The following is a 26,475-nucleotide window of genomic DNA, read 5'->3' on the forward strand; positions in this document are numbered from 1 at the left end:
GGGTGGCTTAGACATAGTGTAGCCTATCCAGTGATTAGGTCTTTTTGTCATGCATTTTTATTCAATAATTATTCCTTGGAATTATTTTTTTTAAGACTTGACTTTTTATAGTTAGTCTTTCATAAAGATTTGATGACCCCATCATAACAAAGAAGGACAAATCTGTATTGTAAAAAATCGGCGTTTGCAGTAGTTGACGCACTGGCAGTGATTATTTATCACTGCGAGGGTGGTTCGCCTTTAATCAAGTAATGCAGCGTCAGCTCATCCTGTACACGCTCAAGCGTTCCCGCCGTCTTGCCTGACATTTTTTTTGTCTGCTTGATTAAGTGCGATTGATCATAATACTGGCTCTTAATATCTTTTCGAAGCGATTCATCTTCAACATTTTTTCGAAATTTGATAATTTCACCATACGCTTTTGGCGATAACCCAACATATTTTTTAAAAAAGCGTTCCAAAGCGCTAACCGAAACATTAAAATAGGCTGCCATTGCCGATATATTGAGCGCTTCCCAATACGTTTCGACATATGCTGTCATCTCCACCACACGTTCATAACGCCCTCGGTTGTCTTCTCTGCCCGCAGTACAGCACTGTTCGAGATATGCATAAATCTTTTCAATGCGCTGCGGCATGCTTTCAGCTTCCTCAACAGCTGTATACAATGCATCAAGTGAGGATGAAACGGTATCCGCAGCAACTATTTTTTCTGTCAATGCAATACTCGGCGTTTGAAGGCAGGCTAAGACACCTGCTGGCTTTAATGATATCCCAATTTGGTCAACGGTCTCTCCATAACGAACATGCTTCGCATTTTTGATCTGTCCGATAATAGCGGCATCCGGTATCAGCAGTCCTTGATTCTTATCAATCATATAATAGCGCGATGCAAAATTAAAAATGATATTGACGTGTCCCAGCGGCATGATAATATCATTCTGATTAGCTTCTGTCATATTTTCAATTGTAACTGCCCATATATAATCAACCTCATTTTTTAGGCTGTGATTCGGTAAAAATTGTCTAATGGTCATAAAAACTCCTATTATAACTGCTTTGACAATCACATTGCCGTATGACGGCTTGCTCAGTCTGTTTTCTTATTCACTTGCTATTAATATGTTACCCATTTCTGAACGCGTTTACTAAGGTAATCGTGCAAGTCCTTTTACTGCAAAATTTGCTTGATAAAAAGTGAAAGCTCGCTGATTAAAGCGAGACCAAAAGAAACATTGAGAAGACGCCTATTCTGAAAATGTTTGATATGGCGAAGCGCAGCTTCAACGATTAAGACACCTGATACAAAAAATGAAAGATGTGCCAGCAGTTGCATCCCTTCAACCAAGTCAAAATAGTAATGGCTGAAAAAGAAGCCCGATCCAATAAAAATAAGTTGTACGAGACTAATGGTGATAAGAATTCTGAGCATCAATGTCACCTGTTCAGAATCCAGCCAATTCATGCGTTTCACGAGGTTGCCTCCTATTCTGTCCGATATATTTATTGTAGCGTATGCCCATTACAAGACACTGAGAGTTTTCTTAAAATCCCATTAAAAAAGGAATAAGCCCTTATCATTTGCCTATCCCTTATTACATTTTTTGCAATTCATTTTTTGCAATTCATTAAAGCGATCTTCGCATAAAGCCAAATAGACGGCCTTCATCATTCAGTATGCCGCTTTATCCTTCAGCATCTCATTCGCCGATAAGCTGTACTTCTCGCTCCAGTCTTACATGCGCATGATCATACACGACCTTTTGGATAATGCCGATGAGTGTTAGCACGTCTTCACAAGTTGCCTGTCCTCTGTTGACAACAAAACCGCAATGCTTCTGCGAAACTTGTGCGTCACCATATCGAAGTCCTCTCAATCCTGCCGTTTCAATTAACTGTCCTGCAAAATGACCTGTCGGACGTTTAAAGGTGCTGCCTGCACTTGGCAGTTCCAAAGGCTGCTTCGATGTCCTGCGCATCGTATAGTCATCCATTTCTGATTGTATTGTCTCTCTCTGAAGCTTATGGAGTGTTAAGCCGCATCTTAAAACAACATACCCCTTCGCTTTGACAATACTGGTTCGATAACCAAACTGCATGGCTTCCGGTGTCAGTCTGATGATATCCCCCTCCGGTGTCAATGCTTCCACCCATGTGACAACATCTTTCATCTCACCGCCATAAGCACCTGCATTCATAAAAATGGCGCCACCCAACGTGCCGGGAATCCCCGATGCAAAAGCCAGTCCTGAGAGCGATGCTTCTTTCGCTTCATTTGCCAGCATCGACAACAAAATACCTGCTTCTGCCACCAGTTCTGTTCCTTTAACGGTTACCTGACTAAAGGGGGCCGAAACCTTGATAACCGCACCGCGAAATCCCTTATCCGTTACAAGGACGTTTGAACCATTGCCGAGAATGACATAGGGAAGCTCTGCCTTACGGCAGAGCTCAATAGCCATTGCGATTCCATCCACTGATCCCGGTATTATGAGAATATCAGCTTTACCGCCTATTTTAAATGTCGTGTGATTCTTTAAAGGTTCATGGTATTGAATCGTACATTGCGGGTCAATTGCCATTAAACTTTGAAAATCGACTGTCATGTGCTGCTCCTTTTCAAGTATTGCCGTATTATTTAATATTGTAGCACAGCCTACTTGATATCTCCATGTTTTTCAACGTGATCAATTTCAACAATGCGGTTTTGATCATCCAAAAAAACGACATTGGGTTCGAATGATTTTGCCTCTTCTGCGGTCATCATCGCATAGGCAATGATAATGACGGTATCGCCTGGCTGGACCAGACGCGCCGCAGCGCCGTTCAGACAGATGACACCGCTGTTCGGTTCACCTGCAATTGTATAAGTTTCAAGACGTGCGCCGTTATTGTTATTAACGATTTGAACTTTTTCGCCGGGCAAAATATTCGCTGCATCCAGCAAGCTGCTGTCTATGGTGATACTTCCCACATAGTTTAAATTCGCTTCTGTTACCGTCGCACGGTGCAATTTACTTTTAAACATGTTCAAAAACATGGTTGACCTCCAATATACTTCTCTCTAATGCCTATAACGGTTCGCTAGAATGCCTACCGCTATCTTCTTGGTAAAACATTTCAACAATTTGATAAACTGCCTAGCTTCATATTCTATATTCATCATCGCGTTTCAAGAATAGGCCTCACACCACGATGAATCTCATATTGTCAATGAGTCGCGTCTTGCCTATGCGAACAGCCATTGCAATAAGCACTTCACCTCGAATGATATCAAGGTCTTCCAGCGAACGCGCATCGACAATCTGAATGTAATCAACAGTAGCCGAAGGTGCTGTTTCAATGTGCTTTTTCATAATTTCAATAACTGCTGACGCTTCCTTTGTGCCCTGATCAATCGCCTGCTTCGCAATTTTAAGCGACTGGCTCAATACCAACGCCTCTTTTCGCTGTGTTTCACTTAGGTACGTGTTTCGAGAACTCATGGCCAACCCATCCGCTTCGCGTACGATTTCACAAGGAACAATTTCCAGATCATAGTTCAAATCCCGTACCATTTTCTGAATAACAGCCACCTGCTGGGCATCTTTTTGACCAAAGTAGGCTCTTGTCGGTGCAACAATATGAAACAGTTTCGTAACGACTGATGTAACGCCTTTAAAATGCCCCTCTCTGGAAGCACCGCAAAGCGTCTTTGTAATATTGCCTTCAGCATTGACATACGTACTGTAACCCGTTGGATACATTTCTGACACAGATGGTGTAAAGACGATGTCGACACCAACGGATTCGCACTTCGCCAAATCGGCTGCAAGATCTCTCGGATAGGATTCAAGATCCTCATTTGGCCCAAATTGTGTCGGATTGACGAAAATACTGACAACTACCAACTCATTTTCCATTCGCGCCCGCTTCATCAGAGACAGATGTCCATCGTGAAGGAAGCCCATTGTCGGGACCAGCCCTACTTCCTGTTCTTTTAACTTGGCATTTTTGACGGCGGCCCTTACGGCTTCAACGGTTTCTAAGACTCTCATTCTTCACCTCTTGGTCTTGCTTAATAAAGCTTTTCTAATACTTCTTCATTTATTTTAAACGTATGCTTTTCTTCTGGAAAAGCACCTGATTTGACTTCTTCACAATACGCTTTTGTCGCATCTTGAATAGCAACTTTTAAGTTGGCGTACGTCTTAACAAACTTTGGACTCAAAGCATCATACATGCCCAACACATCCTGAATTACCAACACTTGACCGTCACAGCCATTGCCTGCACCGATGCCGATTGTCGGAATACTAATCGCTTCTGAAATCATCTTGGCGAGTTTAGCCGGCACACATTCCAGTACAATACCAAAGCAACCCAGCGATTCAAGCAGTTTTGCTTCTTCAATAAGTTTGCGTGCCTGTGTTTCAGATTTGCCTTGTACTTTAAAGCCGCCCATCATGTTGACAGATTGCGGCGTCAGACCCAAATGGCCAAGCACGGGAATTTGAGCGGCTATAATCGCTTCGATTTTATCCCTTACGGCAAATCCGCCTTCGAGTTTAACAGCATGTGCACCCGCTTCCTGAATAAATCTTCCGGCATTTAAAACAGCCGCTTCCGGTGTTGTATGATATGAAAGGAAAGGCATATCGGCAATGACCATTGCCTGTTTTGCCGCTCTCACCACTGCTTTAACATGGTGAAGCATATCTTCCATCGTCACGGACAGCGTGTTCTCATAGCCGAGCATCGTCATGCCAAGAGAGTCGCCAATGAGCAGACTATCGACACCTGCATCATCTAGAAGCTTGGCCATACTATAGTCGTATGCCGTCAACATGGTGATTTTTTCACCCTTTGCCTTCATTTCTAAAAATGTGCTGACACTCTTTGTTGCCATATTAATCCTCCTTAAGTCGATTGAGCAACTGATCGCTTAACGTCCTCGATAACCCCTTTGCATCCGCCAGTGCAAGCGTCCGTCGGCCTAGCGCTTTGTAAAGCACTACATCTTCCCCCGACAGTTTTGCAAGATGCTTTTCTACGGTATGGACATCCCCTCTTGCGATAGGACCCGTTAGGGCATCTACCGTTCCCAAGCGATCAATGTTATCAATGGTACCTTGGATTAATGGAAATAATGCTTTCATTGCAAATCGCTGATCACAACCTATTTTTTCAAACTGGCTGAGTGCGAAATCCAGTGTTGCGACGAGATAATTAGAGCTAATCACCGCGGCCGCATGATAAAGTGCTTTATCTTCCGCCAGCATGACAAAGTGCTCATAATCAGCGCGATTCATGAGGTCAATAACCTTTTGCGCTGATGGCGTTGAGGCGATCGGCTGACCGTCGGTATGCGTCAATCCGGTTCCCTCTACACTAAAAACTGTCTGCCCCAGCAATTTTAGCGCCTGTTCAACAGAAGCAAATGCTTGAAGCGGATGAATGGCATAGCCTGATGCGCCTTTCTCAAAGAGCGGCGCAATTAGCTCAGACGCGTGAACACCACTGGTATGTGCAATGATCTTGTCATCAAACCGCATCGAAATTGTAAGGAGTAAATTGACAACACTTTGGATAGCATCATCATTAACGGTTAAAAACACAAAATCACACGCTTTGACGAGTGCTTCAGCTGACTTGAATGCTACACCGCCAACGACTGCTACCGCCTCCTCAGCATGATCCAATGTTTTGCTGTAATAGCCGATAACATTAAAATGCTTACGATGTAAATCCTGTCCAAGCGAGCGTCCCACTCTGCCGGCGCCAATAAATCCAATTTTCATGTTCTTCTCCATTCTAAAGATTCATTGATACTTTAAACCTTTTTCTCCATTTAAAAAGCTCTTTTTGCACAAGACAAAAAGAGCTATGGTATCATAACCTTGCTATTCCTGTCTCGGGCATATGCTCAGAGCAGTATTTGTTTTTTATACATTTTCGTGCGTTCTAAATCCAAATTGCGTATAGTCCATTAGGTACTATCGCATTTATTATAACACACTATCTAAAACAAAATATTACTTTTTTTTAACAATTATTTAACCAAACAAGACTGACGCTAATATTTCAACAGCTTCTGCACGTGTATAGGTTTCGCTTGCAGGCTCTTTCACATAAGCGTGATGGCTTCCAACCGCTTTGGCAACGCCACCAATAAAATCAACCATAAACTCCATCGACACCTCTGCCTCTGCATTGACGGTTCCAATACGATTTAAATACCCCATTGACCGTGCATACGCTAGATGCTTCGCATATGATGCTCTGTACTTTCGAACGTTCAGCCGCTTATCCCGTGGTTCCGAAAGCAGTTCCTCCCGCAGCATTTTATAATAATCTCTGGGCGTTACCATCGTGACGAGTTCACCAATGGTCATTTTCCGGTTTGGCTGAAAAGTGTTATTGCGATAACCTACAATAAAGCCCGCATGATCCATGCTGCGTGCCGCTTCAAAGCCCGGCATGCCCTCACCAAAATCTTCAAATGGGGACAAATCTAGCAGTTCTGCCACAGAGACGACTTCATAATCATAGGATTCAAGCAGCGCGAGTTGCTTTGACAGCGCATCGGCGATTGGTGTTTGAAGCGACATATTACAGCCGTCTTTCTGAAAAATAATCTGTCCATTTAAGGCATTTGGATCGCGTTCAAGCAATTCTCGCATTGGCGCTACCATTGCCTCAACATCCTTTTCATAGTTGCCGCTCGACGGCATCCATCCGCCGCCGTCATAACTAGCCGCCATATAATGATAACCCATAATGGCATAGGCATCATAGGCATCATAACCGTCTTTGATACGGTCGATATAGTGAGGCGGGCGCGCAAACCGCATCCCATTTCCAGTGAGCGCTTCGACGGCATCCTCTAAAGTCGTTAAGTCCTCAACAACTTCAATGAGATTATGAAAAGTTTCCCGCTTGCCATAGACCATTCTATTTTTGCCGAACAAAACATGCCGATAACCGTGATTAGCCAGTTGATGGCCAGATTCGAACAGCGCTTTCACCAGCTCTGGCTGATTCGCCGCACCCGCTAATGCATCTCTTTCAAAATCAGGATAATGATCGTGCTTACGCCCTCCCCAGCTTGCAGTATGCAGCTTACCGCGCTGATCTGGATAATTGTCAGCCGTTGTGCCAATAATATCAAAAGTTCCCTTTGCGCCGTAGGAACGAAGGATCTCATTTATTTGCATTGTCAGCCCTTTCCCAGTTGCCGCAGTATCGGGCGATGGCGCCAATGCACTGGGACCGTCATCAAAGGTCATGGCGCATATGCGTTTTGAAGCTAAAGGATATACGCGCTCAATGCGCCTTACAGGCGAAAGAAATTTTCCAGCGCGATCTTTTTTGATTTGCTTAAACTGACGATTTATCTTTCTCAAACTATCGTATCCAATCATAGCCTTTCCTCACTCATCTCTTCCTATTCGTTAAACCTTCAATTTCATAATGGCTACAGCAGCCTGTATTAATCCCATCTTAATGTCATTTTACAGATCTGCTTTCAAAAGTGCCTCAGTTGGGGCATTATCACATGACTGATCATTACTGATCTCTCAGCGCCTCCACAGTCTCACCATAATAAGTCATAATCAATCCTTCCAGTGCTCTTCCCGATGGATTGAGGGCTAAAAAAAGACTGTATAAAAGTTTCACGGCATTTTTTAAAAGTGCAACGGGGTTTTTCTGACAAATCGCCTTGTATCCTTGACTTATGCACTCATACATGGGATGCGTCGGAAAACCAAATGCCTGCGTTTGATAAGCGGCAAACTGCTCCAGTGAAAAAACATCTCTTGGGCAGTCAATTTCCAAATAGGCATTGCCCACTTCCATAGGTAAATGTGCATCACTACCTGCGACAATTGGTTTACCATATTTTTTTGCCGCTTGTACAGCCAGCGCATTTGCTTGAAAATTATTTCGCAAATAAGCTGAGCGCGCATTATATACTTCTATGGCATCCACCGCTTGAAGCAGTTCTTCTGAAGGCTGCTTTCCCTTGATGCGATACGGATGCGCCAAGATAATAAAAGCATCCTGCAAACGCGCCGCCTCAATAACAGCGGTACATTGATAACGTCTGTCTTCACACATTAGAATTGCTTCAAGGGGCGTTCGCAATCCCAGCACAATCAAATGGCCGCACTCGGTTGAGTATTCTGCCCCCCTTATAATGAGCGGCCGACTTTTGGGATCTATATTCCTATAATGCGTTTCGATCACCTCGTTAAGTGTTTCAGCCTCAGACATATTATTGTGATCAACAATGACGACCCCATCTAATCCACGAAGGTCAACGCGTTCCAATATCGTTTCAAACTGCATATAGGAATCTAATGAAATTGCTGAATGAACATGAAAATCTATCTTCATATTTTTACTCCAAGTTGAAAGGCGATGCTTTCACTGTGATGCTAATTTTATTGCCGATGCAAGAAGGCATTCATGATGTATTTAATACCCGGCCGCGGGTCACTAAAACTCAACAGGCCATCTTTGGTCGACGGACTGAGCAAATGGCTAAAATAACTTAAAAGCCCCATAGGACGTTTCCGAATATTACAGACGGTGGCTAAAAAATCCTGTAAGATAAACTGCATACGAACCCCCAACTGATAACGGTTGCCAAATGAAATTTGACCCTGATGCGCCGTAGACAATCGCTGGACAGATTTATAATAGGCAAAGGGCATATCGCAGCCAGCTTGCAGCGACAGCATCATACTCCCCCAGAAACGCGGATTAATTTCCATCAAGTAGACGTCACCGCCAATTTCGCCCTTAAATTCAACCATGGCAAACCCTCGCCAATTTAACGCTTTCAGTAAATCTACAGCATAACGCACCATACGGTCATCCCATATGCTCTCACAAAGCGTGCTTGGCCCGCCGCTGACAGGATACTCCCTTAATCGCTTATGGCAGAAGATCGCCGTTGGTTCGTGTGAAGCATCAAAGACACATGAGACGCCAAAACCACTACCAGTGACATACCGCTGCACCAAAGGTGATGATTGAATGGCGTGCATATTTGAATAGGCTGCAACAAAGTCATTGGCATTGTCAATAATGCGATAACGCTGTTCCGGTTTAAGCGTTAAGCGTTCAGCAAATCTATATTTTACAACAACCGGATATGTCAGTCGATTCGCCAATGACTGAATGGTTTCATTTTCCTTCAACCATGTCGTTTCGGGAAACGGCACATTGACATCACCTGCAACTTCTGAAAGTAAAAAAGTATTATTGGCCCTTTCCAAATTCTCATGACAGACCAAATGATATTCAAAATACGGCTTAATGAGTTCACTGTACTGCACAATGCATTCATGTGTCTGAGTCCTGGGCACGATCAATACGGGGCACTCGCCAGTTCGCTCCAAAATACGACTGCCGATGGCGGCCAATTGATTGATAAATGCCTGTTTAGACTGTTCGGGCCCTGGAATAATTTCTTGCTGGGTCACATATTTCGAAAAAAAACCCAATCGCTCATAAGGCTTTGTCTTTTCAAAAGCAACCGCTGTTATGGGAATTCCTTTTCTGCCCAACGACCATATTGCCGTCATGGTCATCCTATATTGTATATCGGTAATGACGACTTCTCTCATATCGCCTCCTGAAAAATAGCTTGAACGAAATAATTTATTATCTCGTTAAAACGGTTATCGGCAACACTGTCCGATAAGTATCAAAATTGTATCAAATCGCCTAAACCGTGTCAATCAGCCCTAATGCGAACACGCAAATTGTCAATAAATATGTTTTTCAAAAAACCAAAAGCGGCTTAGACTATCGTCCAAACCGCTTGCATTCATAATGGCTTCTATCGTTTAAAAAGTTTAGTGTTCCTTTGTCTTCGTTTCATACATGAGCGAATATTCTAAATCAACTTCACTCTCGCATCCTTTACATAATCCAAACTTGTTAACTTTTTTCTCATCGCCACAACGCTTACAAAATTCGACTTTGAATTGGTTGCCTTTAACAATATTTCTCATATAATCACCTCACATAGTTGTCCTCGAGTATTTTTGTATACAATTATTCTTTATGTGAATATTATATCGAATGTCATTGCATAATTCAAGTCTTTTTTTGCGGTTTTTTGATTTTTTTTAATAAAAATGAAATTTACGAACATTTAACTTGCAACTTGAGCAGCAACCTACTCCTTTAACCATTTCTCGAGGAACAAATCAATCGGATCCGAGCTGTAACCACGTCGCCATGTAGCAATTCCAGGCAGTTCATAGTTTTCAGCCAAATTGAGTCTCGATTGCAGAGATGTTTCATCTTCAATCCAAATACGATACTTTTTATCATTTTCGTAATATTCTCCGTAGTATTGTTCGGAATCCGGATCCCATTGAATTTCCAACGCTTTATCTGCTTTAATCTGTGCCAAACCATTCATTGTTATGGCTTTTGAACCCGTTTTCACGTACGTTCCCCTGCTGTTCTTCGTTTCTTCCCACACACGCATATAGAGCGGCACTCCCAAGAGTATTTTTGACGCCGGTACTTCCTCTAACGTCATTTGAATGCTCTCTTCTGTCCATGGCAATGAGGCAACGGGACCACTTTGCGGACTTGATCCCCAGAATTCATCATACGCCATCAGACATACATAGTCGACTGCTTGTCCCAGACGCGTTCTATCATAAACTTTTGACCACTGATCACTGCCGCCAGGCCTTGTCACATCAATACTCACCGTTAAATCTGCCGCTTGGAGCATCTCTGAAGCGTGTGCAATAAAATCTGAAAATGCAGATTGATCTTTTAAATACATGTTCTCAAAATCAAAATTGATACCGTCGAGTTCGTAAAACGCGCTGTAAAAAAGCAGCTGTGCAACAGCGTAACGTTGATCAATTTCATTGGTTAATAGGTCATGTGTCCAATCTGGATCAAAATTATTTTTAACCAATCCCCATACTTTTACACCCTTCTCGTGTGCCGTTCGCACGTAAGAAAGCTCTGCACTGTTGATGAGAATACCGTTGACATTTAAGTTGAACCACGTTGGCGATACAACATTAACACCCTCTTCAAATGGCGTTTCTAGTTTCGAAAAATTATTGCCGAACTGTTCAATCGCCTCCCACGTCAAGCTGATCGGCTCATTTGTCGATAGTTTTACAGGATCGTATACCACTTGCGGCTCAAATGGCAACGGTGTGGTCTGAACATTTTCTTTTAAGTAAATAAAATGCCCTGCGGCATCGAGCGCAGAAGCATAATCATCTGCACTGCTAAGCATATAAATCTTTTCACTGACACCTGTCTCACTGTATTTCGCGAAGCCATTCGGCAGCGCTTTATATTTTGTTGCGCCTTGCTGCAACGTGCCCGTACTGACACTCGTCCTATCATCATAAAGCAGCAGGGCACCTGTCTCATCGAAATACACATAGCGATATGCGTAAAGCCGACAGACTGTATCCAAAGAGAGATACGCACGGTCTTCGCTGTATATAAGCGGAACGTTGACGGCACTCATATTGGCTTCAAGGTATGCTTGAATCGCCTCATCACCAACGTCAAAAGCAATCTCAGATAAATCTGCATAGATGCGCTGTCCGCTATTTGAAAGCGTCACCGTCTCATCAATATACTGCGTCAGTAAATCAAGTGCGATATAATGCTGACCTTCATAATCTGTCAAATAATCCGACCCAATCAGTTGATCATTGAGATACACAGCATTGAAATCTGCTTCTTCATCAATAAGCGATGTCAACAGCGACTGATAACTTTGATTTAAAAAAAAGAGCTTTGCACTAAGCCCAATAACACAAATGAGTAATACGGCAATGGCCAATTTGGATTTCATGATGCCTCCTCGCTAATGTCTAATATTTTCTATCTTTATTATATCACGACATCAGAGAGATGCGCTTTACAGTGCCGTTACAACTAGTGCTACAGACATCGATTAAAGGCTGAGTTCAAATCCTCTGCCGTCTCATAGCGATCCGCCTGGTTTAAGGCCAAAGCTTTTGAGAGCACATTGAGCTGATCCGGCTTAAATGATTTTAAACGGTTTTCATAACATCGATAAAATGTTTTAACATAGGCAAATATATCAGAAGTCTCGTTGTATTTAGCCGGCTCAAAGAGCGCCTCAGGCGCTGCATAGGCAATGGTTCCAACGATCGAATCCTGTGCTTCCTGACACGTGGCACTACCAAAATCAATAAATGTCAAACTGCCGGTTTCATCAACAATCAGATGCCTCGGACAAATATCACGGTGCAGTATATGTCGATCATGAACTGCACTCAGAATTCTTAAACCCTCCTTGAATAAGTCGTCAAAAGGTTGCTGACATCGATCCAGCGAAACACCTTCGGCATATTGAAGGAATAAATGCATAATACCATCGCCGACTTGATAGTCCATAAGACTCGGAATCCCACGAATGCCATTGAGTGCCTTCAAATTTTTAACTTCTTCAAGTCCGCGATGCAGCGGCAGTGTTTTTTTTACGCGCTTAGCACCTGTCATCGCATTCACTTCTATCATACAATTCTCATTAAATATCTGTTCTCTTTCCCACATTTGTACGCATTGCCCCCTTTGTCCTTATTCACTTTTTATTAAAATCTTATCATCATGATCAGCGTGTCGATCGATGCGGCCTGCAATGGCTGCATGCTCTGTAACCGTCAGCCCGCGCCTTCTCAAGCGTCGTCTTGATCTTGCTCTGTCTTAAATGATAACAGGTCTCTCGATGGTAGCATTCGCCGGTTCTCGTGATATAGACGACTGTACTTTCCGGTTTAATGGCATCCCCTACCAATGCAGCTGAAACCGGAACCGAGAATTTCTTTCTCATGACATTGAGCGGCAATGAAATATCATATGTAAGGGTCCAGATAAAAACCCCTTCATTATCTAATGTGCTCGTGGCGCTGCTGTAAGCCGTTACAAGCTCTAAGTCATTGCATTTGCTTCTAATACGTGCCGTTCCCCATCCGGCCAGTGCCAATCGATTGACCTCTCTGACGGGAAGCTCATTCGACGTTAAGGTCGCAGACATAATCACAGACATTTCTTTTGAGATCGTCTGCATTTCACCAACAATACGCGTTTCTACAAATATACTGTAGACAAATCCAATTGCCGTAAATGTAATCAGCATTGTAACCGTCATTACAATAAGGCTCTCAATGGCAATACTGCCCCGGCGACTGCTTCTATGATCTGGTTGTTTCATTTCTATGCTATTCATAGTGACGCTCCGTCGTCATAATGACTTGGTCATCCAGCACGATGTCCACCTGATGACCAACAGCATAATCCGTGAGCGGCGAACCAATATTTGTTTCCAGAATCGTTTGCAAATAAGCCATTGTTTCCCCCACAGGCTGCGCTAACAGCAGTAGTCTTAAGTAATCCTGATAATACAAGTCGGTATCCAATATATCGCTGGTACCGGCATGACCGTTCGTCGTCTGGGCACTGGTCATGGCTGCAATATCTGTGGCAACTGTTGCCATAAGGTTTGTTGAACTCAGTTCAAAATCCGCATATGTCTTCACCAGCGGTAGTCCTTTGCCATTGTGCAGCGCCGTTATGTCATAGATCGACTCGCCTATACTCCACGCGGTTACCAGTGCCCCTTGAGCCAGCACCTGAAAAGGCATGGGAATTGCTACTGTCACACTAATTACCTGCTGCCTTGCCGTCGCATCTGTCAACAAGGTTAAAGCATTGCTCAATGTCCTGGTTGCGAGAATCTTGCCATCTACAATCGTTTGATTAAATTGATCATTTGAAGTATGCCCTATTAAGTACTCAACTTCCCCTTCATAAGTGCCGTCTCGATCTGCTTTCTTATTAGTAAAATCAAAATTACGCACCGTTCCGGGGTCTTTGCTCTTTAATACGCCAAGGCAAAATTCATTGATGATCATTTTTTCGTGAATTTCTATACTAATTTGCTCGAAGGCTTCTCGCTTAAGTCTTATCGCATCATTTTCACCGCCTGCGATAACGCTTACGGTATTATCATAAAACGTCGAAAACGTTTCCTTAACCGATTTCAGCTGATCCCAAAGACTGCTTGATTCACTTGCATATGTATCACTGAAAGATTCTGCCTGTGCAGAAAACTCCTCCTGTATCGTTTCAAGCTGCTCTTCCAACCGTTCAATCGCTTCCTCATCATCATCTATCTCATCATTTACATCCCGAATACGTTCATTGATTTCAGAAATCTGCGAGATAGGCGCAGTCAGAATCCTTTCTCTCAATCGCCTTCGCCGTGCTTTGTGACTACGCAGTTCGTTGTTCGCACCCTCCAAAGCGTTTTCAACAATGCGCATCGTCGATGCTTTTCGCGTTCCTCGTTCAATAAACACTTGCATTTCATTTGCAAGTGTTATTGAAGCAGCGACATCTTGATCGTAGGCATCTTGATCTTCAAAAGTGGGACGCGCCTCATCAATCACTTGTGTCAATGCGTGCTTTGCCTCTGACAGATCATTGAGCCTGCCTGTAATCGCCGCCGACGTCATCCCAACACAGTCACGTAAATCACTGAGTTTCTCTGCTACATGATGATTTTCAAATGTATCCAGAAATTTTTCATTTACTTTTTTGACCGATTCAAATTTCTGATAGACCCCCTCTTTCGCCATTTTTTCATCTGCCCAGCTCGAAGCCAGATCAATCACTTCAGAAACTCCTTCCGCAGTACCAGCCATCACTACCGCAGATTTAAAATATTCTGCATCGGAAAGCGTTTCATAGGCAACATCATAGCGAATGCGATCACCGTAACCATTTCTCTCAATGAGTTGATTAAAGAGATCATTCATTTGATCACCTTTTTCATAGGCTAAAATGCGGTAGTCATCATAAAGCGCACTGCTGTACTTGGCCAATCTCACCTCAGAAACCTCAACGCCCGTTATAATCGCATTGTTCTCAAGTTTTCGCTCTTCGAGCAGTTGGTAAATTGTAAAAATACCGAATAAAAAAACGGGGACGACAATCACAGCAAAAATAGAAACACTGCCACGCGATACACGATTCAGCATTTCTGTCACCTCCCAAACAGATTTGCTGCTTCGTGAATATACTGTCCAAGTATCAGCAGACGCCTGTAAACAAACTTATAATCGCGGCGTTCAATTTCAATTTCTGTCGATTCTGCCCCCAGCGCTGCATTAACACTATTTTCAATGGTAAATGTTTTATGACTTTTATAGCGCTTCATCAAGATAAAATTTGTCGTCTGAACATTAGCGTCAATACCGCTGTTGCCTGATGAATTATTGACGCCATTCACAGCTGCTAAAAAATTATTTTCCAGCTCAATTGCCGCATATGTCTCCAGTGCAATATCAATAAAAAAGCCTAAAATACCTAATAACAAAATAAAGACTACCGTAAAGGCAATCGTTGATTCTAAAGTCAGCATTGGCACCTCCAAAGTTTTATTTTACATAATTGTTATTTTTTTACATTTTAACATAAAAAGATAAACCCTTCAACAATTTCTCACTGCTCATCACTATTAATAAGTCGCCCAGTGAGCCATCGCTTGTTGAAGGGTTTATTGCTATTGTTCATTATGTGCTGAATAAGTGTTGTATTGGCTTTAATCAATACCGTATTTATGACGTTTCCGCGTAATGGTTGACGGATCAACTTTTAATATTTCTGCTGCCTTGCTCAGTCCATATTGCGATAGGACAAATGACAACAGTGCTTTTTCATAGTTGTCAACCGACGTCTTTAAGGAAAAATCCCTTGCCTTAAATGTCTGTGCATTAAAGAGATGATTTTCATTCTCCTGCATGTCGCCGTCATTTAAAAAGAGTTCCGGGAAGTAGAGAAATTCCACCTTTTCATTATCGCTCATAATGACAAGGCGCTCGATAAAATTTTTAAGCTCTCTTACATTACCCGGCCAGTGATATGCCGTTAAATCCTTGTAAGCCGTTGGGGTTAATAGTTTAATTTTATCGTACCGTTTACAAAACATTGCTAAAAAGTATTTGCTGAGGACACGAATGTCTTCTGGTCTTTCACGCAACGGCGGAATCGTCAATGGCAAGACATTAATGCGATAATAGAGGTCGGCTCTAAACGCTTTCTCCATTACCTTTTCTTCCAAAACCGCATTTGTCGCTGTAATCAACCTAAAATTGATCGCTCGTGATTTCAGTGATCCAATACGCTGAACTTTTTTTTCTTCAAGAACTTTTAATAATTTCCCCTGTAAATTCAATGAAAGTGAATCAATTTCATCGAGAAAGAGTGTCCCATTCTCAGCGGCTTCAATCATACCGGGTTTCCCTGTCGCCAGCGCGCCGGTAAAAGCACCTTTTTCATAACCAAACAACATTGATTCCAGCAGTGTTTCTGGAAATGCCGCACAATTGACTTCTACGAGTTCATTTCCGCCAAATCGGCTGTCATTATGAATATATCTTGCCAAAACACTTTTGCCGGTACCGGATTCACCGGTAATGAGCACTGCTGTATCAACTTTTGAAACGCGTTTTGCCTGTGCAACCAATCGTTTCATCGAAGTACTTTCGTAAATCAGTTCTAAAGACTGATCTGTCATTTGCTCTGACTCGCGCTCTACACTCTCGCCTTCCATCCAAACACTCAGCAGCAACTCTTGTAAATGTCCCATAGTCATTGACATGACATAAAGAACATTGCCGTGTTCATCAAAAATAGGTGAAGAAAAACCAATGATTTTATGCCCTTTCCCCTCATCGGTATAGTACGTGTTTGATAAAAACATAGGCTTCTTACTTTCCCGCACGCGTTTTGTAATATTGCGTTTTATCAGTCCCTGCCGATACATTTCATCAAAGTCCAGCGCCATAAATGCCGCTTTGTCCAGGTCTACTAAATCCAGCATTGATTGATTGACATATGCGACTGATCCGTTTTGATCTGTTACAAATATCCCAAATGCCATGGTGTCAAGCATCATCTTATATAGCGCCGCATCATGCATCGAATCTTCCCCCTTTACGCCATCTTTTTTCTAAATCCTCATTTTGTGCTTTCTTCTCGTTTATATCTTTCGAACTTTTCCCTTTATTCGTATATCTGCTTCATCTTGCTTTTTATGGTAAGCTTTTATTTCGGCTCTATTTTTGTGGTCTTAAATGAATATTCTCATATTTCACACTTATTTGCAACGCTTGACGGTCATCTAAATAGTCAGCCTTAAATACGGTCTTAAATACAGTCTCCTATCCAATATAGCCTTCAAATCACTTAATCAAACGATAATTACATGATTTCAAGCGGCAATTGATAGAGTCGAATGGCATTGTTTCGTAAAATGTCTTTTGCAATTTGTACAGCCATGCTCTCGCTGATGATTCCTTCGTCAATCATCCCGGCCAAAGCTAAGTAAACTGCTTTTCTACCCGTCTTTGCACAAGTAAAGAGAAATCGTTCGCCTAGAAGCGTATCTGATCCGTAGAGGATCTTTTTCCACAATGCCGGCACTTCTAAAAAATTCCTCAACATCTTCGCAATAATAGCCGGATGGTTAGCAAACATCACTCTGCCGGAAATATCAATATAGACATTATTAACCGTCAGCGGCTTCGATGCCATTGCCATCATTTTAGCATTGTCAAACATCGGATAACCGGCATGCAGCAAAACAATTTTGGCATTATAGGTCGTTTCATCTTTTAAAAAATCAGATAGATTCATAGGATCTGTTACATCAATATGCCCATCAATCAAAGCCGTATGCAACTGTACCGGCATCCCGTTTTGTGCTGATTTCTCCATCACTTTCCAAACAATAAAGTCCTGAAAGGCACGATAGGAATCAGCATCGCCACCGCGCGCCGCTTCATATAGTATTTCACCTGATTCTAAAGGTTTTTCAAAATGCAAACTTCTAACATATGCAGAAATGATTTTATACCCTTTATACCCCTTGCTTTTATAATCATCCAGCACGCGATCGACCAATGCCATGTATTCCATATAACTGGGCTCGTCACAGACACCGTATGCCCTTTTCATCTCACTCAGTATATGCCCAAAACTCAGCACATATGGTTTTGCCATCGGCCGGTCTGTTATAAAATAATCGCCAAAAGGGTACATCAACGGATCAATCATTGGGATCAGCGAAATATTGTTTTCATTTTTTAGCGCTTCCGGCAAGAAGAGATTAGAAATAACGTGTTCGACATTTCCCATTTTCATAAAATCATTAAATGTCTGTTTCAGGTCACGTCGTTTTGCATCATAGGCCGCCGCAAGTTTTTTATATTGACTTGCTTGATTGAGGTCTTCAGGTACGAAGCCATAATAGTTCACATAGGCTTCTTCGTGCAATGCCTCTAAATATGGAAAGCCAAAAGAACTCTGCGCCGGCGGTAAATAGACATCTGATGCCGGAAGCAATGGCTTGATTTGAGCCCCTAGCTCACTAACTGCCTGTGTTATGCCCACATGTGCATGATCATCTACGATCGGAATGGTATCTGTGATACGTCTTAATTCAAAATACATCATGGCCTCCCTCTTATTCAAGCCTCTTTCATTGATAATGTGATACCTTTTATCATACGCAAACTTTATGCCAACAAAAGAATAGGGCAAAACCGTACGAATTGATCTATTTTTTTATGTTCGAAGCCTCCCATCAATAAAATCCGTGCACTTTCGCACTGTTTCGATTATAACCAACCTCACAACATGCATTATTGCATGTTTCGGCGTGCGATATATCACCAGCATTGCATTTCCAATCATTTCATACATGCAATATTGCACGTCTTGCACCATGCAGCAACATGTATCCTCTCTTTTCGCATGTCGAATTTATTTGCTGACTGATGCTTTTTCAACGCTCCTTCTATTATAAGGATTATTGCCATTTCAAAAACAGCAAAATGCACCCGTTCACCAGATACTTTTCGATCGCTATCCAAAAGGGTGAAGGGTGCATTTTAATATGCAAAGCATTTCATTAATTGTCATTTTATTGGCTAGAAAAAATGTCTCTTCAACATGTTAATTAGCCGATTTCCCGATCTGTCAATTCGCGATTGACGCGATTTCGAGCGCGAACACGATCCGTTTCATTTAAAATACGTTTACGCAAACGAAGTGAATCCGGAGTGATTTCCAAAAGCTCATCATCTTCGATAAATGTCAGTGCTTCTTCCATGGTAAAGATTTTTGGCGGCAATAGTTTAATCGCATCATCTGAACCTGAAGCACGCGTATTGGTCAATTTTTTATTTTTTGTCGGATTAACCGTCATATCTTCTTTTCGGGAATTAATACCAATGATCATCCCCTCATACACATCTGTACCGGCATCAATGGTCATCACTGCGCGCTCAGACAGATTGAAAAGCGAATAGGCCATTGCTGTACCACCGGTTTGTGATACGAGTACACCGTTATTGCGCTTTGGTATTTCACCTTTGTAAGGTTCATATTCATAGAACGATCGAAGCAGAATACCCTCGCCGCGCGTCGTATTGATAAAATCACTGCGGTAGCCCAAGAGCCCACGTGTTGGCACTGTAAACTCAATGCGCGTATGGCCGTCTTCTGTCGACATCGTTTCCATTTGGCCTTTGCGCTGATTGAGTTCTGATATAACAGTCCCTGCGTATTCATCCGGCACAATCGCCGTTACTTTTTCAATCGGTTCGCAACGTGCGCCGTCAATAACTTTTGTCAGTACTTGTGGTTTTGACACGGCTATTTCATAGCCTTCACGACGCATATTCTCAAGTAGTATGGACAAATGCAGTTCACCTCTGCCCGAAACTTTAAAACCGTCTTGTACAGAATCCAGCGCTTCGACGCGCAGACCGACATTGACTTCAAGTTCTTTCTCTAGACGACTCTTAATATGACGGCTTGTAACAAATTTACCGCTTTTACCGCAGAAAGGCGAATCATTGATAAGAAAATTCATTGAAAGCGTTGGTTCTTCAATTTCAATAAGCGGCATTGGATCAACGGCATCTGTTGCACAGATGGTTTCGCCAATAGATAAATCAGCGATTCCTGAAATAACGACCATGTCACCGGCAACTGCCGATTTGGCTTCCGTTTTGGCCAATCCCTCATAAACGTAGAGTTTACCAATTTTTGATTTGGCAACACTGCCGTCGCGCTTGCATACAGCAACCTGTCCGCCCTGTTCAATCGTTCCCTGAACAATGCGGCCAATCCCTAACCTACCAACGTATTCATCATAGCCAAGTGATGAAATCTGCATTTTTAGCGGCGCTTCTGATGAACCGTCATAAGGTTTAACATGTGATAGAATCGTTTCGAAAAGCGGTGTTAAATCAGTGCTTTCATCTTCAATTTCGTATTTTGCAATGCCTTGTTTTGCAATCCCGTAGATAATTGGAAACTCGAGCTGTTCATCAGATGCGTCGAGCTCGACAAAGAGATCAAACGTCAAGTCGACGACTTCTTCTGCACGTTGATCTTTTTTATCAATTTTGTTAATCATCAGAATTGGCCTTAAGCCGTACTCAAGCGATTTCTTGAGGACAAACCGCGTTTGCGGCATGGGACCTTCACTTGAATCCACCAACAGAATAACCGCGTCAACGGTTTTCATAATACGCTCAACTTCCGATGAGAAATCGGCATGTCCAGGTGTATCGACAATGTTGATTTTATAATCCTTGTACATAATGGAACAATTTTTGGAATAAATCGTTATTCCACGTTCTCTCTCGAGATCATTGCTGTCCATAACACACTCAGGAACGGCCTCATTGGCTCTAAACACGCCGCTTTGGCTTAAAAATGCATCGACGAGTGTCGATTTTCCGGCATCGACGTGTGCAATAACGGCAATATTAATGATCCCTTTACGATTTGACATTTTTTACTCCTAATCTAATATGATACTTTCAATCTGCGCAGACAAGCGCATTTATAAAAAGCTGTACTGTCCTGCTATCGACCCATTACAGCATGGTGACACAAGAGTATTGTATGACATAATCGTATCATTAGGTGTATTGTCAAATTAATGACGTGCATCTTCAAGTCTGGTATCTACGATTATTTCTATTATTGTATACAACTTATATATTGTATAACATTTTTGATTTAAAAGATACTTAAAGTTTTATTTTAACAGTAAATTTACAAATGAGCATTATTTTAATGCATCCATATATGCACCGGGCCAAATGGGATTTTTTTCTTCTTTTACCTCACATAAAAAGACATCACTGCATACTGCAAGTGATGTCTCGTTCAAACTAATCCATATCATTATCATCATAACCTTTAAAGAAAATCAAGAATACACCTGATCCCAGCATAAACGTCGTCAATGCCACGCGAACATAGGGATCAATAGGCACCACTGATCCAAAAAACATGGCAATGATACTAAGTGCAATGAGAATAAGGCCAACTTTGCGATAACTCATATGACAACCTTCTCTTCTATACTGATTTCTGCCAGACCTTCATTGATGTAGCCTCTAAGCCAGCTGAGAACTTCGACATTATTAATGGATATGCCTTCTAACAGCTTTTTAATTTCCTTTGTATTCAGTGTAAACGTCCTACCTTGAATTTGATGGGTATAGATAAGATCCATATCTTCACAAACATTTAAAATGGTAACAATCGTTTCCGCCATGTTGCCAAGCGGTACACGATCAATATGACTATACTGAAACGTAGCAATGATCTCTGTACCCTTTCCCAGTTGACTTTTAATTTCAAAACTGCCGCCGCATTGCAGTGCAGATATCTTAAAGAGCGGTATGCCAAGGCCTACTTTTCGCGTCGTCCGCGTCGTGTAAAAAGGATCAACAACACGCTTCACTGTCTCTTCGTCCATACCGACGCCATCATCTTTGATTTTAATCGTCAGCAAATCGCTTTGGTAGTCTTCAATAATAGCAATTCTGAGCGTTTCAGCTTCTGCCTTAATCGAATTTTGTGCAATATCTAAAATGTGTAATGACAATTCTCTCAATCAAATCACGCTCCCCGCAAACACTTAAACACTGCCGTTATATTTTTTTCATCCACCTCAATAAAATGTTCAGGTTCAGATATAGCAGCTAGTGCATGTGCATCAGAATTGAACAATTGGACGTAATGATCAAAAATACCGTCCGGCAACGGCGCCCCTTTGAATACTTCAACCGTATTGATATCAGCTGTTTTAGGCATAAATCCCAAATTGGCAAGAATGCTATTGCTACCCTTATTAACATGCGCCGGTATGGCAATGCCATCGTATTGCTTCACCAATGCAATGAGCGCTTCAAAACTCAAATCCATCGACGTAATCAATGTGTGGGCATAAGTATCAACAATTACATCCTCTATATCCATGAAATACTGCTCACCAAAATAATCGGGACGATTTGGCAACCGCAGCCGATACGTATCAAATATATCAAAAAAAGACTGCATCTTCTCAATCGTTTCAAAGTAGCAGAGAACATGTACCTCTTCCCGCGTTTGCACTTCCATGCCCGGAATACATATAATCCCTTGCGCACGCGCCAGTGCATATACTGGTGGAACATTGCCGCAATGATTATGATCTGTCACGGCAATAACATCCAATCCTTTCAGCGCACACATATTGACGATGTTGTTAGGCGTCATCGTATCGTCGCCGCATGGCGACAGACAACTGTGTATATGCAAGTCATAAGACAGTTTCACTACTCAATACCCGCTTCATATAGGATCTTGAAAATATGATAGGCATCCAAAGGTGTTGACAACAGTATAATCTCTTGTTCATTAGCTTTCTCAATAATTTCTGTATCGACTTTAATGCCCTCTGGAATAATGACGCATGCAAAGTCCAAAAGTGCTGCAACAGCCAAAATATTATTATGCGTCTGAACCGTAATCCAAGCCGTGTTATGCTTCCCCTTTGCCATGACCCAACTCAATAAATCACATGAGTAAGCATTTTCAATTGTCCTGTTAAGCGTCTCGGCCGACAGCTTTGTAAAATCATAATTTGCCACCAAATCATTTACGGTGATCATATCATTCTCCTTATTCTTTCAATTCTTAATCCTTTACTTTCAATGTTTCATACTTTATTGTAATGCTTGATAACAATGCTATCAGCTTTAAGTTTCCACTTGATGTGATTATCATTTGACTTATGTTAGTTAGCGCATTTAGATCACACGCTGAAGCTTATTTTGAAGGCTCATCTTTATCACCCTGCTGCATTTGAAGCACTACGCATCGTGCAATTGTCGCCTTTTTATTGACAATATCTTCTGCCAGTACGCGACATGTTGGCGCACCGCAGGCACCGCAGTTAATGCCGGGCAGTATTTGAGAAATTTCTTCAATCTGCGCCATCTTTTCCAGCGCCTTTCTAAAGTCCGTATCCAGTTTGAAAATCGGCAGCGCCTCAATTGGCGAATCCCATGCCATGTTTTCAGCTTTTAACGGCATATCAACATTGATCTCTTTTGCAAGATCATAATTTTTCACATGTTTCCGAATACGATTTTTCCCAATAAACGTATTTTCTACATTAAGCGGTCCACCGACACAGCCATTGACACAGGCATAGCCTTCAAAAAAGTCTAAGGTATTGAGTTTGCCAAGTTCCATTGTTTCGAGTACTTTAATAACTTCTTCAATCCCGTCGACCGCAATGTAATCTTCTATTTCCATTGCAATGCTTTGCCCGCCAACACGTCCCCATCCAATGCCTTTGCCCGTTGCACACTGAATTTGACGCTTTACCTCAATTTTATCAATGAATTTCATCAGACGATAATAAACTTCTTCTGTTGAAATTGCCTCATCAATATGGGAATGTGTTAAGCCAATTGGATTTTTAATACTCGTAATCTTTGCCGGACAAGGCGTTATGTAAAAAATACCAATATCTTCTCGCTTCATCCCTGCATCCGAAAGTTTCTGTTCTATAAAACGCGCTGCAATTTCCATTGGTGATTCGAGTCTAATGATATTGTCAATCAACGATGGAAATCTAATTTGAATAAGTCTTGTGATCACTGGACAATAAGTGGAAATCAACGGTTTGTTTGCCGTTGTCTCTTGAATAATCTTCTTTTGGTAAATAGATAATATTTCGGCAGCATGTGCCAGATCAAAGACGTCGTCAAAACCAAGCTGAAGCAACCCGTTGTATATTGTATTCATGTCGTGTTCCAAACCGAATTGACCATAAAATGATATTGCTGGCAAAGCCACTTTATATTTATATTTATTAAGTGTTTCCAGTGTGCTAACTTGTGCACCTTTTGCATGAAAAGGACAAACGCGCAAGCACTCACCACAATCTATACATCTGGATTCAATGATTCTCGCCTTTCCGTCAATAACCCGGATAGCCTGCGTTGGACATCGATCCAAACAATGCGTGCAGCCATTGCAATAATCCTTTTCCAGAATAACCGAATGCCAGTAATCCTTCATGTATGCCTCCGTTCGATCGGTCTTAATACGGTACTGTCATCGCCTTCGTTGTCATTTTTTCTCAGCCATCGTTTTAGATATAGCGAACGGTCATTTTGATATTTGTCCCTACGCCCACTTCCGATTCGATCACAAAATTATCGGAGACTTTTTCCATATTGGGAAGTCCCATGCCGGCACCAAATCCCATTTCGCGCACAGCAACTGAAGCCGTTGAAAAACCTTTCGTCATTGCCAGCTCAATATCTGCAATCCCCGGTCCATCGTCTTCTACATAAATTTCAATACAATCCGGTTTTATATACACTTCCAAAGTCCCGCCTTCAGAGTGAATCACCAGATTAATTTCTGCTTCATAAGTTGCAATTGCAGCTCTTCGAATAACAGTCGCGTCTATCGCCAATTGCTTTAAGACTTTTTTAATCTTACTAGAGGCTTCACCGGCCCTTGTAAAATCATCGCGCAATATTTGATACTTCAAACGCATCGCCACATCGCGCTCATCTTTAAAATACTTATCCATTCATACCCACCTATATCTGTAATCCCTTTAAACCTTCCTTGTATAGAATGCCGGATACAGTAAAGAGTGTATGCTTCGTCGTCAATAAAACAATTTCTTTTTCATTCGCCAATGCAACGACTTCATCGCACGGAACCTTGCCCCGTACAAAGAGAATGGCCTTTAAGTCAAGCATTTCTGCTGTTCGAATCACTTGCTGATTGATGAGCCCTGTAATAAGCAGCGTATTTTCTTCAACATACGCCAGTACATCACTCATGAGATCAGAACCGAATGCAGAACTCACTTCGTGGTCGAGACCTTCTTGACAGGCAATCACCTCGCCATTTACAAACGCCATAATTTCCTTTAACGTCATAATGCCCCCTAAAATGACTTCCGCTGCTGTTTCTTTTTTGCAGCGTAAAGGCGGATCTGAAAAGTTAATATTTTAACAATCCCTATTTTTATTATAACATCTTCTCAAAGTCTATTCAATTTTATTCATTGAAATTTTACGAAAAAAACTTGTTTTTTAACGAATGCTTTTAAGTACACTCCATCATTGATCTTCATTCTATTTCATCTATTTTAGATTGCCCTCAAAATGCTGACAATCTTTAGATTTAACGCGTGTCTCTTTCTAAAAAAGCCATCGCTTTTTCATATAATTCATCATTGATATTTTCAATTGATCGCAATTGACCGTCCTGTATACAGCTGATAACATCCCAATTGTAAAGCGTACTGACAAACTGTGCATTCTCATGCGATTTCGTCAAATGCGATGTATCTTTCTCATGAATATCTTTCTCCTGAGCACCTGTAATCTTATTCTGACGTGCCATTATAAGCTGTTCGCTCATTGACGGAGGCATATCTAGAAAAAAGACAATATCGGGCTTTGGAATTTTATAAATCTCATATTCCAGTTGCCACAGCCATGAGAGAAAGATTTTCTTCTCAGCTTCGTCGTCAATTTTTGAAGCCTGATGCACCATATTGGCCGTCGTATAGCGATCCGCTATAATGAGACCACCCCGCTCGTAATGTGCACGCCATTTTGTCATGTATGAGGCATACCGATCCGCTGCATAAAAAGTTGACGCGACGTATGGCGTCACGTCTTGCGGGTCATCACCAAACGCACCTGAAAGATACATTTTTACAAGCGACGACGATTCCGACTCATAGTCCGGAAAACTCAGCCTAATGACATCGTGCCCCTCTTGCTTTAAACGCTCAAAGAGCGCCCGCGTCTGTGACTCTTTGCCACTGGCATCAACGCCTTCAACTACAAATATTTGTCCTGACATGGCTTATATCCTTTCATTTCATAATACCTTTCTCTATTTTAAACTATTTATCATGTTTTTGAAACCATACATTTAAAAAACATGTGCTTTTCTGCTGCTCGCATGTCCTTTATTATTTTGCACACTTTCTTTTTTAGAACACTTTAGTATGCAAATAAAAACGGCAAATCTCTTGATTTGCCGTTTACTGCC

Annotated in this window: 26 protein-coding genes; all 26 read right to left on the reverse strand. The window is 41.9% G+C overall.

What is annotated here, in order from left to right; translation table 11 throughout:
• Positions 1 to 218: 218 nt before the first annotated feature.
• On the reverse strand, positions 219 to 1,037 hold the full coding sequence (locus tag KHM83_RS09650) for a DUF6597 domain-containing transcriptional factor (RefSeq protein WP_213236805.1): 819 nt from the start codon (positions 1,035 to 1,037) through the stop codon (positions 219 to 221).
• A gap of 134 nt (positions 1,038 to 1,171) precedes the next feature.
• The gene (locus KHM83_RS09655) at positions 1,172 to 1,474 is read right to left on the reverse strand and encodes a hypothetical protein (RefSeq protein ID WP_213236806.1); all 303 of its coding nucleotides are present in this window, start codon (positions 1,472 to 1,474) and stop codon (positions 1,172 to 1,174) included.
• Positions 1,475 to 1,700: 226 nt separating this feature from the next.
• Positions 1,701 to 2,606 (reverse strand): UDP-N-acetylmuramate dehydrogenase, encoded by a 906-nt coding sequence (gene murB / locus KHM83_RS09660; RefSeq protein WP_213236807.1) that lies wholly within the window; start codon positions 2,604 to 2,606, stop codon positions 1,701 to 1,703.
• Positions 2,607 to 2,656: 50 nt separating this feature from the next.
• Complete coding sequence (gene panD / locus KHM83_RS09665) at positions 2,657 to 3,040, reverse strand: aspartate 1-decarboxylase (protein ID WP_213236808.1); 384 nt, start codon at positions 3,038 to 3,040, stop codon at positions 2,657 to 2,659.
• A 145-nt stretch (positions 3,041 to 3,185) separates the two neighbouring features.
• Complete coding sequence (panC, locus tag KHM83_RS09670) at positions 3,186 to 4,037, reverse strand: pantoate--beta-alanine ligase (protein WP_213236809.1); 852 nt, start codon at positions 4,035 to 4,037, stop codon at positions 3,186 to 3,188.
• A 20-nt stretch (positions 4,038 to 4,057) separates the two neighbouring features.
• Positions 4,058 to 4,888, reverse strand: coding sequence for a 3-methyl-2-oxobutanoate hydroxymethyltransferase (gene panB, locus KHM83_RS09675; protein ID WP_213236810.1), 831 nt, complete (start codon positions 4,886 to 4,888; stop codon positions 4,058 to 4,060).
• Between the two features lies 1 nt (position 4,889).
• On the reverse strand, positions 4,890 to 5,780 hold the full coding sequence (locus tag KHM83_RS09680) for a Rossmann-like and DUF2520 domain-containing protein (RefSeq protein WP_213236811.1): 891 nt from the start codon (positions 5,778 to 5,780) through the stop codon (positions 4,890 to 4,892).
• Between the two features lie 255 nt (positions 5,781 to 6,035).
• The gene (locus KHM83_RS09685; RefSeq protein WP_213236812.1) at positions 6,036 to 7,403 is read right to left on the reverse strand and encodes a polysaccharide deacetylase family protein; all 1,368 of its coding nucleotides are present in this window, start codon (positions 7,401 to 7,403) and stop codon (positions 6,036 to 6,038) included.
• A gap of 145 nt (positions 7,404 to 7,548) precedes the next feature.
• Positions 7,549 to 8,379, reverse strand: coding sequence for a PHP domain-containing protein (locus tag KHM83_RS09690; RefSeq protein WP_213236813.1), 831 nt, complete (start codon positions 8,377 to 8,379; stop codon positions 7,549 to 7,551).
• A gap of 47 nt (positions 8,380 to 8,426) precedes the next feature.
• Positions 8,427 to 9,617, reverse strand: a complete 1,191-nt coding sequence (locus KHM83_RS09695; protein ID WP_213236814.1) for a carboxylate--amine ligase — start codon at positions 9,615 to 9,617, stop codon at positions 8,427 to 8,429.
• Positions 9,618 to 10,174: 557 nt separating this feature from the next.
• On the reverse strand, positions 10,175 to 11,845 hold the full coding sequence (locus tag KHM83_RS09700; protein WP_213236815.1) for a glycosyl hydrolase family 18 protein: 1,671 nt from the start codon (positions 11,843 to 11,845) through the stop codon (positions 10,175 to 10,177).
• Between the two features lie 89 nt (positions 11,846 to 11,934).
• Positions 11,935 to 12,537: a protein kinase domain-containing protein gene (locus KHM83_RS09705; RefSeq protein ID WP_213236816.1), complete on the reverse strand. Its 603-nt coding sequence runs from the start codon at positions 12,535 to 12,537 to the stop codon at positions 11,935 to 11,937.
• Positions 12,538 to 12,631: 94 nt separating this feature from the next.
• Positions 12,632 to 13,246, reverse strand: coding sequence for a hypothetical protein (locus tag KHM83_RS09710; RefSeq protein ID WP_213236817.1), 615 nt, complete (start codon positions 13,244 to 13,246; stop codon positions 12,632 to 12,634).
• A complete protein-coding gene (locus KHM83_RS09715; protein WP_213236818.1) occupies positions 13,239 to 15,059 on the reverse strand; it encodes a DUF5702 domain-containing protein in 1,821 nt (606 codons plus the stop codon). The genes KHM83_RS09710 and KHM83_RS09715 overlap by 8 nt, the downstream gene beginning before the upstream one ends.
• Before the next feature lie 5 nt (positions 15,060 to 15,064).
• Positions 15,065 to 15,442, reverse strand: a complete 378-nt coding sequence (locus KHM83_RS09720; protein ID WP_213236819.1) for a hypothetical protein — start codon at positions 15,440 to 15,442, stop codon at positions 15,065 to 15,067.
• 180 nt (positions 15,443 to 15,622) lie between these two features.
• Positions 15,623 to 17,002, reverse strand: coding sequence for a sigma-54 interaction domain-containing protein (locus tag KHM83_RS09725; RefSeq protein WP_213236820.1), 1,380 nt, complete (start codon positions 17,000 to 17,002; stop codon positions 15,623 to 15,625).
• Positions 17,003 to 17,283: 281 nt separating this feature from the next.
• Entirely contained in the window at positions 17,284 to 18,534 is a 1,251-nt protein-coding gene (locus KHM83_RS09730) for an amidohydrolase family protein (protein ID WP_213236821.1), read from the reverse strand.
• A 508-nt stretch (positions 18,535 to 19,042) separates the two neighbouring features.
• Positions 19,043 to 20,890 carry a translational GTPase TypA gene (typA, locus tag KHM83_RS09735; protein ID WP_213236822.1) on the reverse strand — a complete coding sequence of 616 codons (1,848 nt, stop codon included), beginning with the start codon at positions 20,888 to 20,890 and terminating at the stop codon, positions 19,043 to 19,045.
• A gap of 385 nt (positions 20,891 to 21,275) precedes the next feature.
• Positions 21,276 to 21,449 (reverse strand): hypothetical protein, encoded by a 174-nt coding sequence (locus tag KHM83_RS09740; protein WP_213236823.1) that lies wholly within the window; start codon positions 21,447 to 21,449, stop codon positions 21,276 to 21,278.
• On the reverse strand, positions 21,446 to 22,006 hold the full coding sequence (locus KHM83_RS09745) for an ATP-binding protein (RefSeq protein ID WP_213236824.1): 561 nt from the start codon (positions 22,004 to 22,006) through the stop codon (positions 21,446 to 21,448). The genes KHM83_RS09740 and KHM83_RS09745 overlap by 4 nt, the downstream gene beginning before the upstream one ends.
• A gap of 5 nt (positions 22,007 to 22,011) precedes the next feature.
• Positions 22,012 to 22,710 (reverse strand): PHP domain-containing protein, encoded by a 699-nt coding sequence (locus tag KHM83_RS09750; protein WP_213236825.1) that lies wholly within the window; start codon positions 22,708 to 22,710, stop codon positions 22,012 to 22,014.
• Positions 22,710 to 23,045: a DRTGG domain-containing protein gene (locus tag KHM83_RS09755; protein WP_213236826.1), complete on the reverse strand. Its 336-nt coding sequence runs from the start codon at positions 23,043 to 23,045 to the stop codon at positions 22,710 to 22,712. Before KHM83_RS09755 ends, KHM83_RS09750 begins: the two co-directional genes overlap by 1 nt.
• Positions 23,046 to 23,202: 157 nt before the next feature.
• Positions 23,203 to 24,465 (reverse strand): [Fe-Fe] hydrogenase large subunit C-terminal domain-containing protein, encoded by a 1,263-nt coding sequence (locus tag KHM83_RS09760; RefSeq protein ID WP_213236827.1) that lies wholly within the window; start codon positions 24,463 to 24,465, stop codon positions 23,203 to 23,205.
• A gap of 73 nt (positions 24,466 to 24,538) precedes the next feature.
• Positions 24,539 to 24,988 carry an ATP-binding protein gene (locus tag KHM83_RS09765; protein WP_246543006.1) on the reverse strand — a complete coding sequence of 150 codons (450 nt, stop codon included), beginning with the start codon at positions 24,986 to 24,988 and terminating at the stop codon, positions 24,539 to 24,541.
• A 10-nt stretch (positions 24,989 to 24,998) separates the two neighbouring features.
• On the reverse strand, positions 24,999 to 25,346 hold the full coding sequence (locus KHM83_RS09770; protein ID WP_213236828.1) for a DRTGG domain-containing protein: 348 nt from the start codon (positions 25,344 to 25,346) through the stop codon (positions 24,999 to 25,001).
• A gap of 247 nt (positions 25,347 to 25,593) precedes the next feature.
• Positions 25,594 to 26,283: a dTMP kinase gene (locus KHM83_RS09775; RefSeq protein WP_213236829.1), complete on the reverse strand. Its 690-nt coding sequence runs from the start codon at positions 26,281 to 26,283 to the stop codon at positions 25,594 to 25,596.
• Positions 26,284 to 26,475 lie beyond the last annotated feature (192 nt).

The sequence above is a fragment of the Fusibacter paucivorans genome, assembly GCF_018390735.1.
Classification (GTDB): Bacteria; Bacillota; Clostridia; order Peptostreptococcales; family Acidaminobacteraceae; genus Fusibacter; species Fusibacter paucivorans.

What these genes read in the sequence shown, in the direction of transcription:
- KHM83_RS09650 (WP_213236805.1), bottom strand. Translation starts at nt 1,037, where the DNA reads ATGACCATTAGACAATTTTTACCGAATCACAGCCTAAAAAATGAGGTT.
- murB (WP_213236807.1), bottom strand. Translation starts at nt 2,606, where the DNA reads ATGACAGTCGATTTTCAAAGTTTAATGGCAATTGACCCGCAATGTACG.
- panD (WP_213236808.1), bottom strand. Translation starts at nt 3,040, where the DNA reads ATGTTTTTGAACATGTTTAAAAGTAAATTGCACCGTGCGACGGTAACA.
- panC (WP_213236809.1), bottom strand. Translation starts at nt 4,037, where the DNA reads ATGAGAGTCTTAGAAACCGTTGAAGCCGTAAGGGCCGCCGTCAAAAAT.
- panB (WP_213236810.1), bottom strand. Translation starts at nt 4,888, where the DNA reads ATGGCAACAAAGAGTGTCAGCACATTTTTAGAAATGAAGGCAAAGGGT.
- KHM83_RS09680 (WP_213236811.1), bottom strand. Translation starts at nt 5,780, where the DNA reads ATGAAAATTGGATTTATTGGCGCCGGCAGAGTGGGACGCTCGCTTGGA.
- KHM83_RS09685 (WP_213236812.1), bottom strand. Translation starts at nt 7,403, where the DNA reads ATGATTGGATACGATAGTTTGAGAAAGATAAATCGTCAGTTTAAGCAA.
- KHM83_RS09690 (WP_213236813.1), bottom strand. Translation starts at nt 8,379, where the DNA reads ATGAAGATAGATTTTCATGTTCATTCAGCAATTTCATTAGATTCCTAT.
- KHM83_RS09695 (WP_213236814.1), bottom strand. Translation starts at nt 9,617, where the DNA reads ATGAGAGAAGTCGTCATTACCGATATACAATATAGGATGACCATGACG.
- KHM83_RS09700 (WP_213236815.1), bottom strand. Translation starts at nt 11,845, where the DNA reads ATGAAATCCAAATTGGCCATTGCCGTATTACTCATTTGTGTTATTGGG.
- KHM83_RS09705 (WP_213236816.1), bottom strand. Translation starts at nt 12,537, where the DNA reads ATGATAGAAGTGAATGCGATGACAGGTGCTAAGCGCGTAAAAAAAACA.
- KHM83_RS09710 (WP_213236817.1), bottom strand. Translation starts at nt 13,246, where the DNA reads ATGAATAGCATAGAAATGAAACAACCAGATCATAGAAGCAGTCGCCGG.
- KHM83_RS09715 (WP_213236818.1), bottom strand. Translation starts at nt 15,059, where the DNA reads ATGCTGAATCGTGTATCGCGTGGCAGTGTTTCTATTTTTGCTGTGATT.
- KHM83_RS09720 (WP_213236819.1), bottom strand. Translation starts at nt 15,442, where the DNA reads ATGCTGACTTTAGAATCAACGATTGCCTTTACGGTAGTCTTTATTTTG.
- KHM83_RS09725 (WP_213236820.1), bottom strand. Translation starts at nt 17,002, where the DNA reads ATGCATGATGCGGCGCTATATAAGATGATGCTTGACACCATGGCATTT.
- KHM83_RS09730 (WP_213236821.1), bottom strand. Translation starts at nt 18,534, where the DNA reads ATGTATTTTGAATTAAGACGTATCACAGATACCATTCCGATCGTAGAT.
- typA (WP_213236822.1), bottom strand. Translation starts at nt 20,890, where the DNA reads ATGTCAAATCGTAAAGGGATCATTAATATTGCCGTTATTGCACACGTC.
- KHM83_RS09740 (WP_213236823.1), bottom strand. Translation starts at nt 21,449, where the DNA reads ATGAGTTATCGCAAAGTTGGCCTTATTCTCATTGCACTTAGTATCATT.
- KHM83_RS09755 (WP_213236826.1), bottom strand. Translation starts at nt 23,045, where the DNA reads ATGATCACCGTAAATGATTTGGTGGCAAATTATGATTTTACAAAGCTG.
- KHM83_RS09760 (WP_213236827.1), bottom strand. Translation starts at nt 24,465, where the DNA reads ATGAAGGATTACTGGCATTCGGTTATTCTGGAAAAGGATTATTGCAAT.
- KHM83_RS09765 (WP_246543006.1), bottom strand. Translation starts at nt 24,988, where the DNA reads ATGGATAAGTATTTTAAAGATGAGCGCGATGTGGCGATGCGTTTGAAG.
- KHM83_RS09770 (WP_213236828.1), bottom strand. Translation starts at nt 25,346, where the DNA reads ATGACGTTAAAGGAAATTATGGCGTTTGTAAATGGCGAGGTGATTGCC.
- KHM83_RS09775 (WP_213236829.1), bottom strand. Translation starts at nt 26,283, where the DNA reads ATGTCAGGACAAATATTTGTAGTTGAAGGCGTTGATGCCAGTGGCAAA.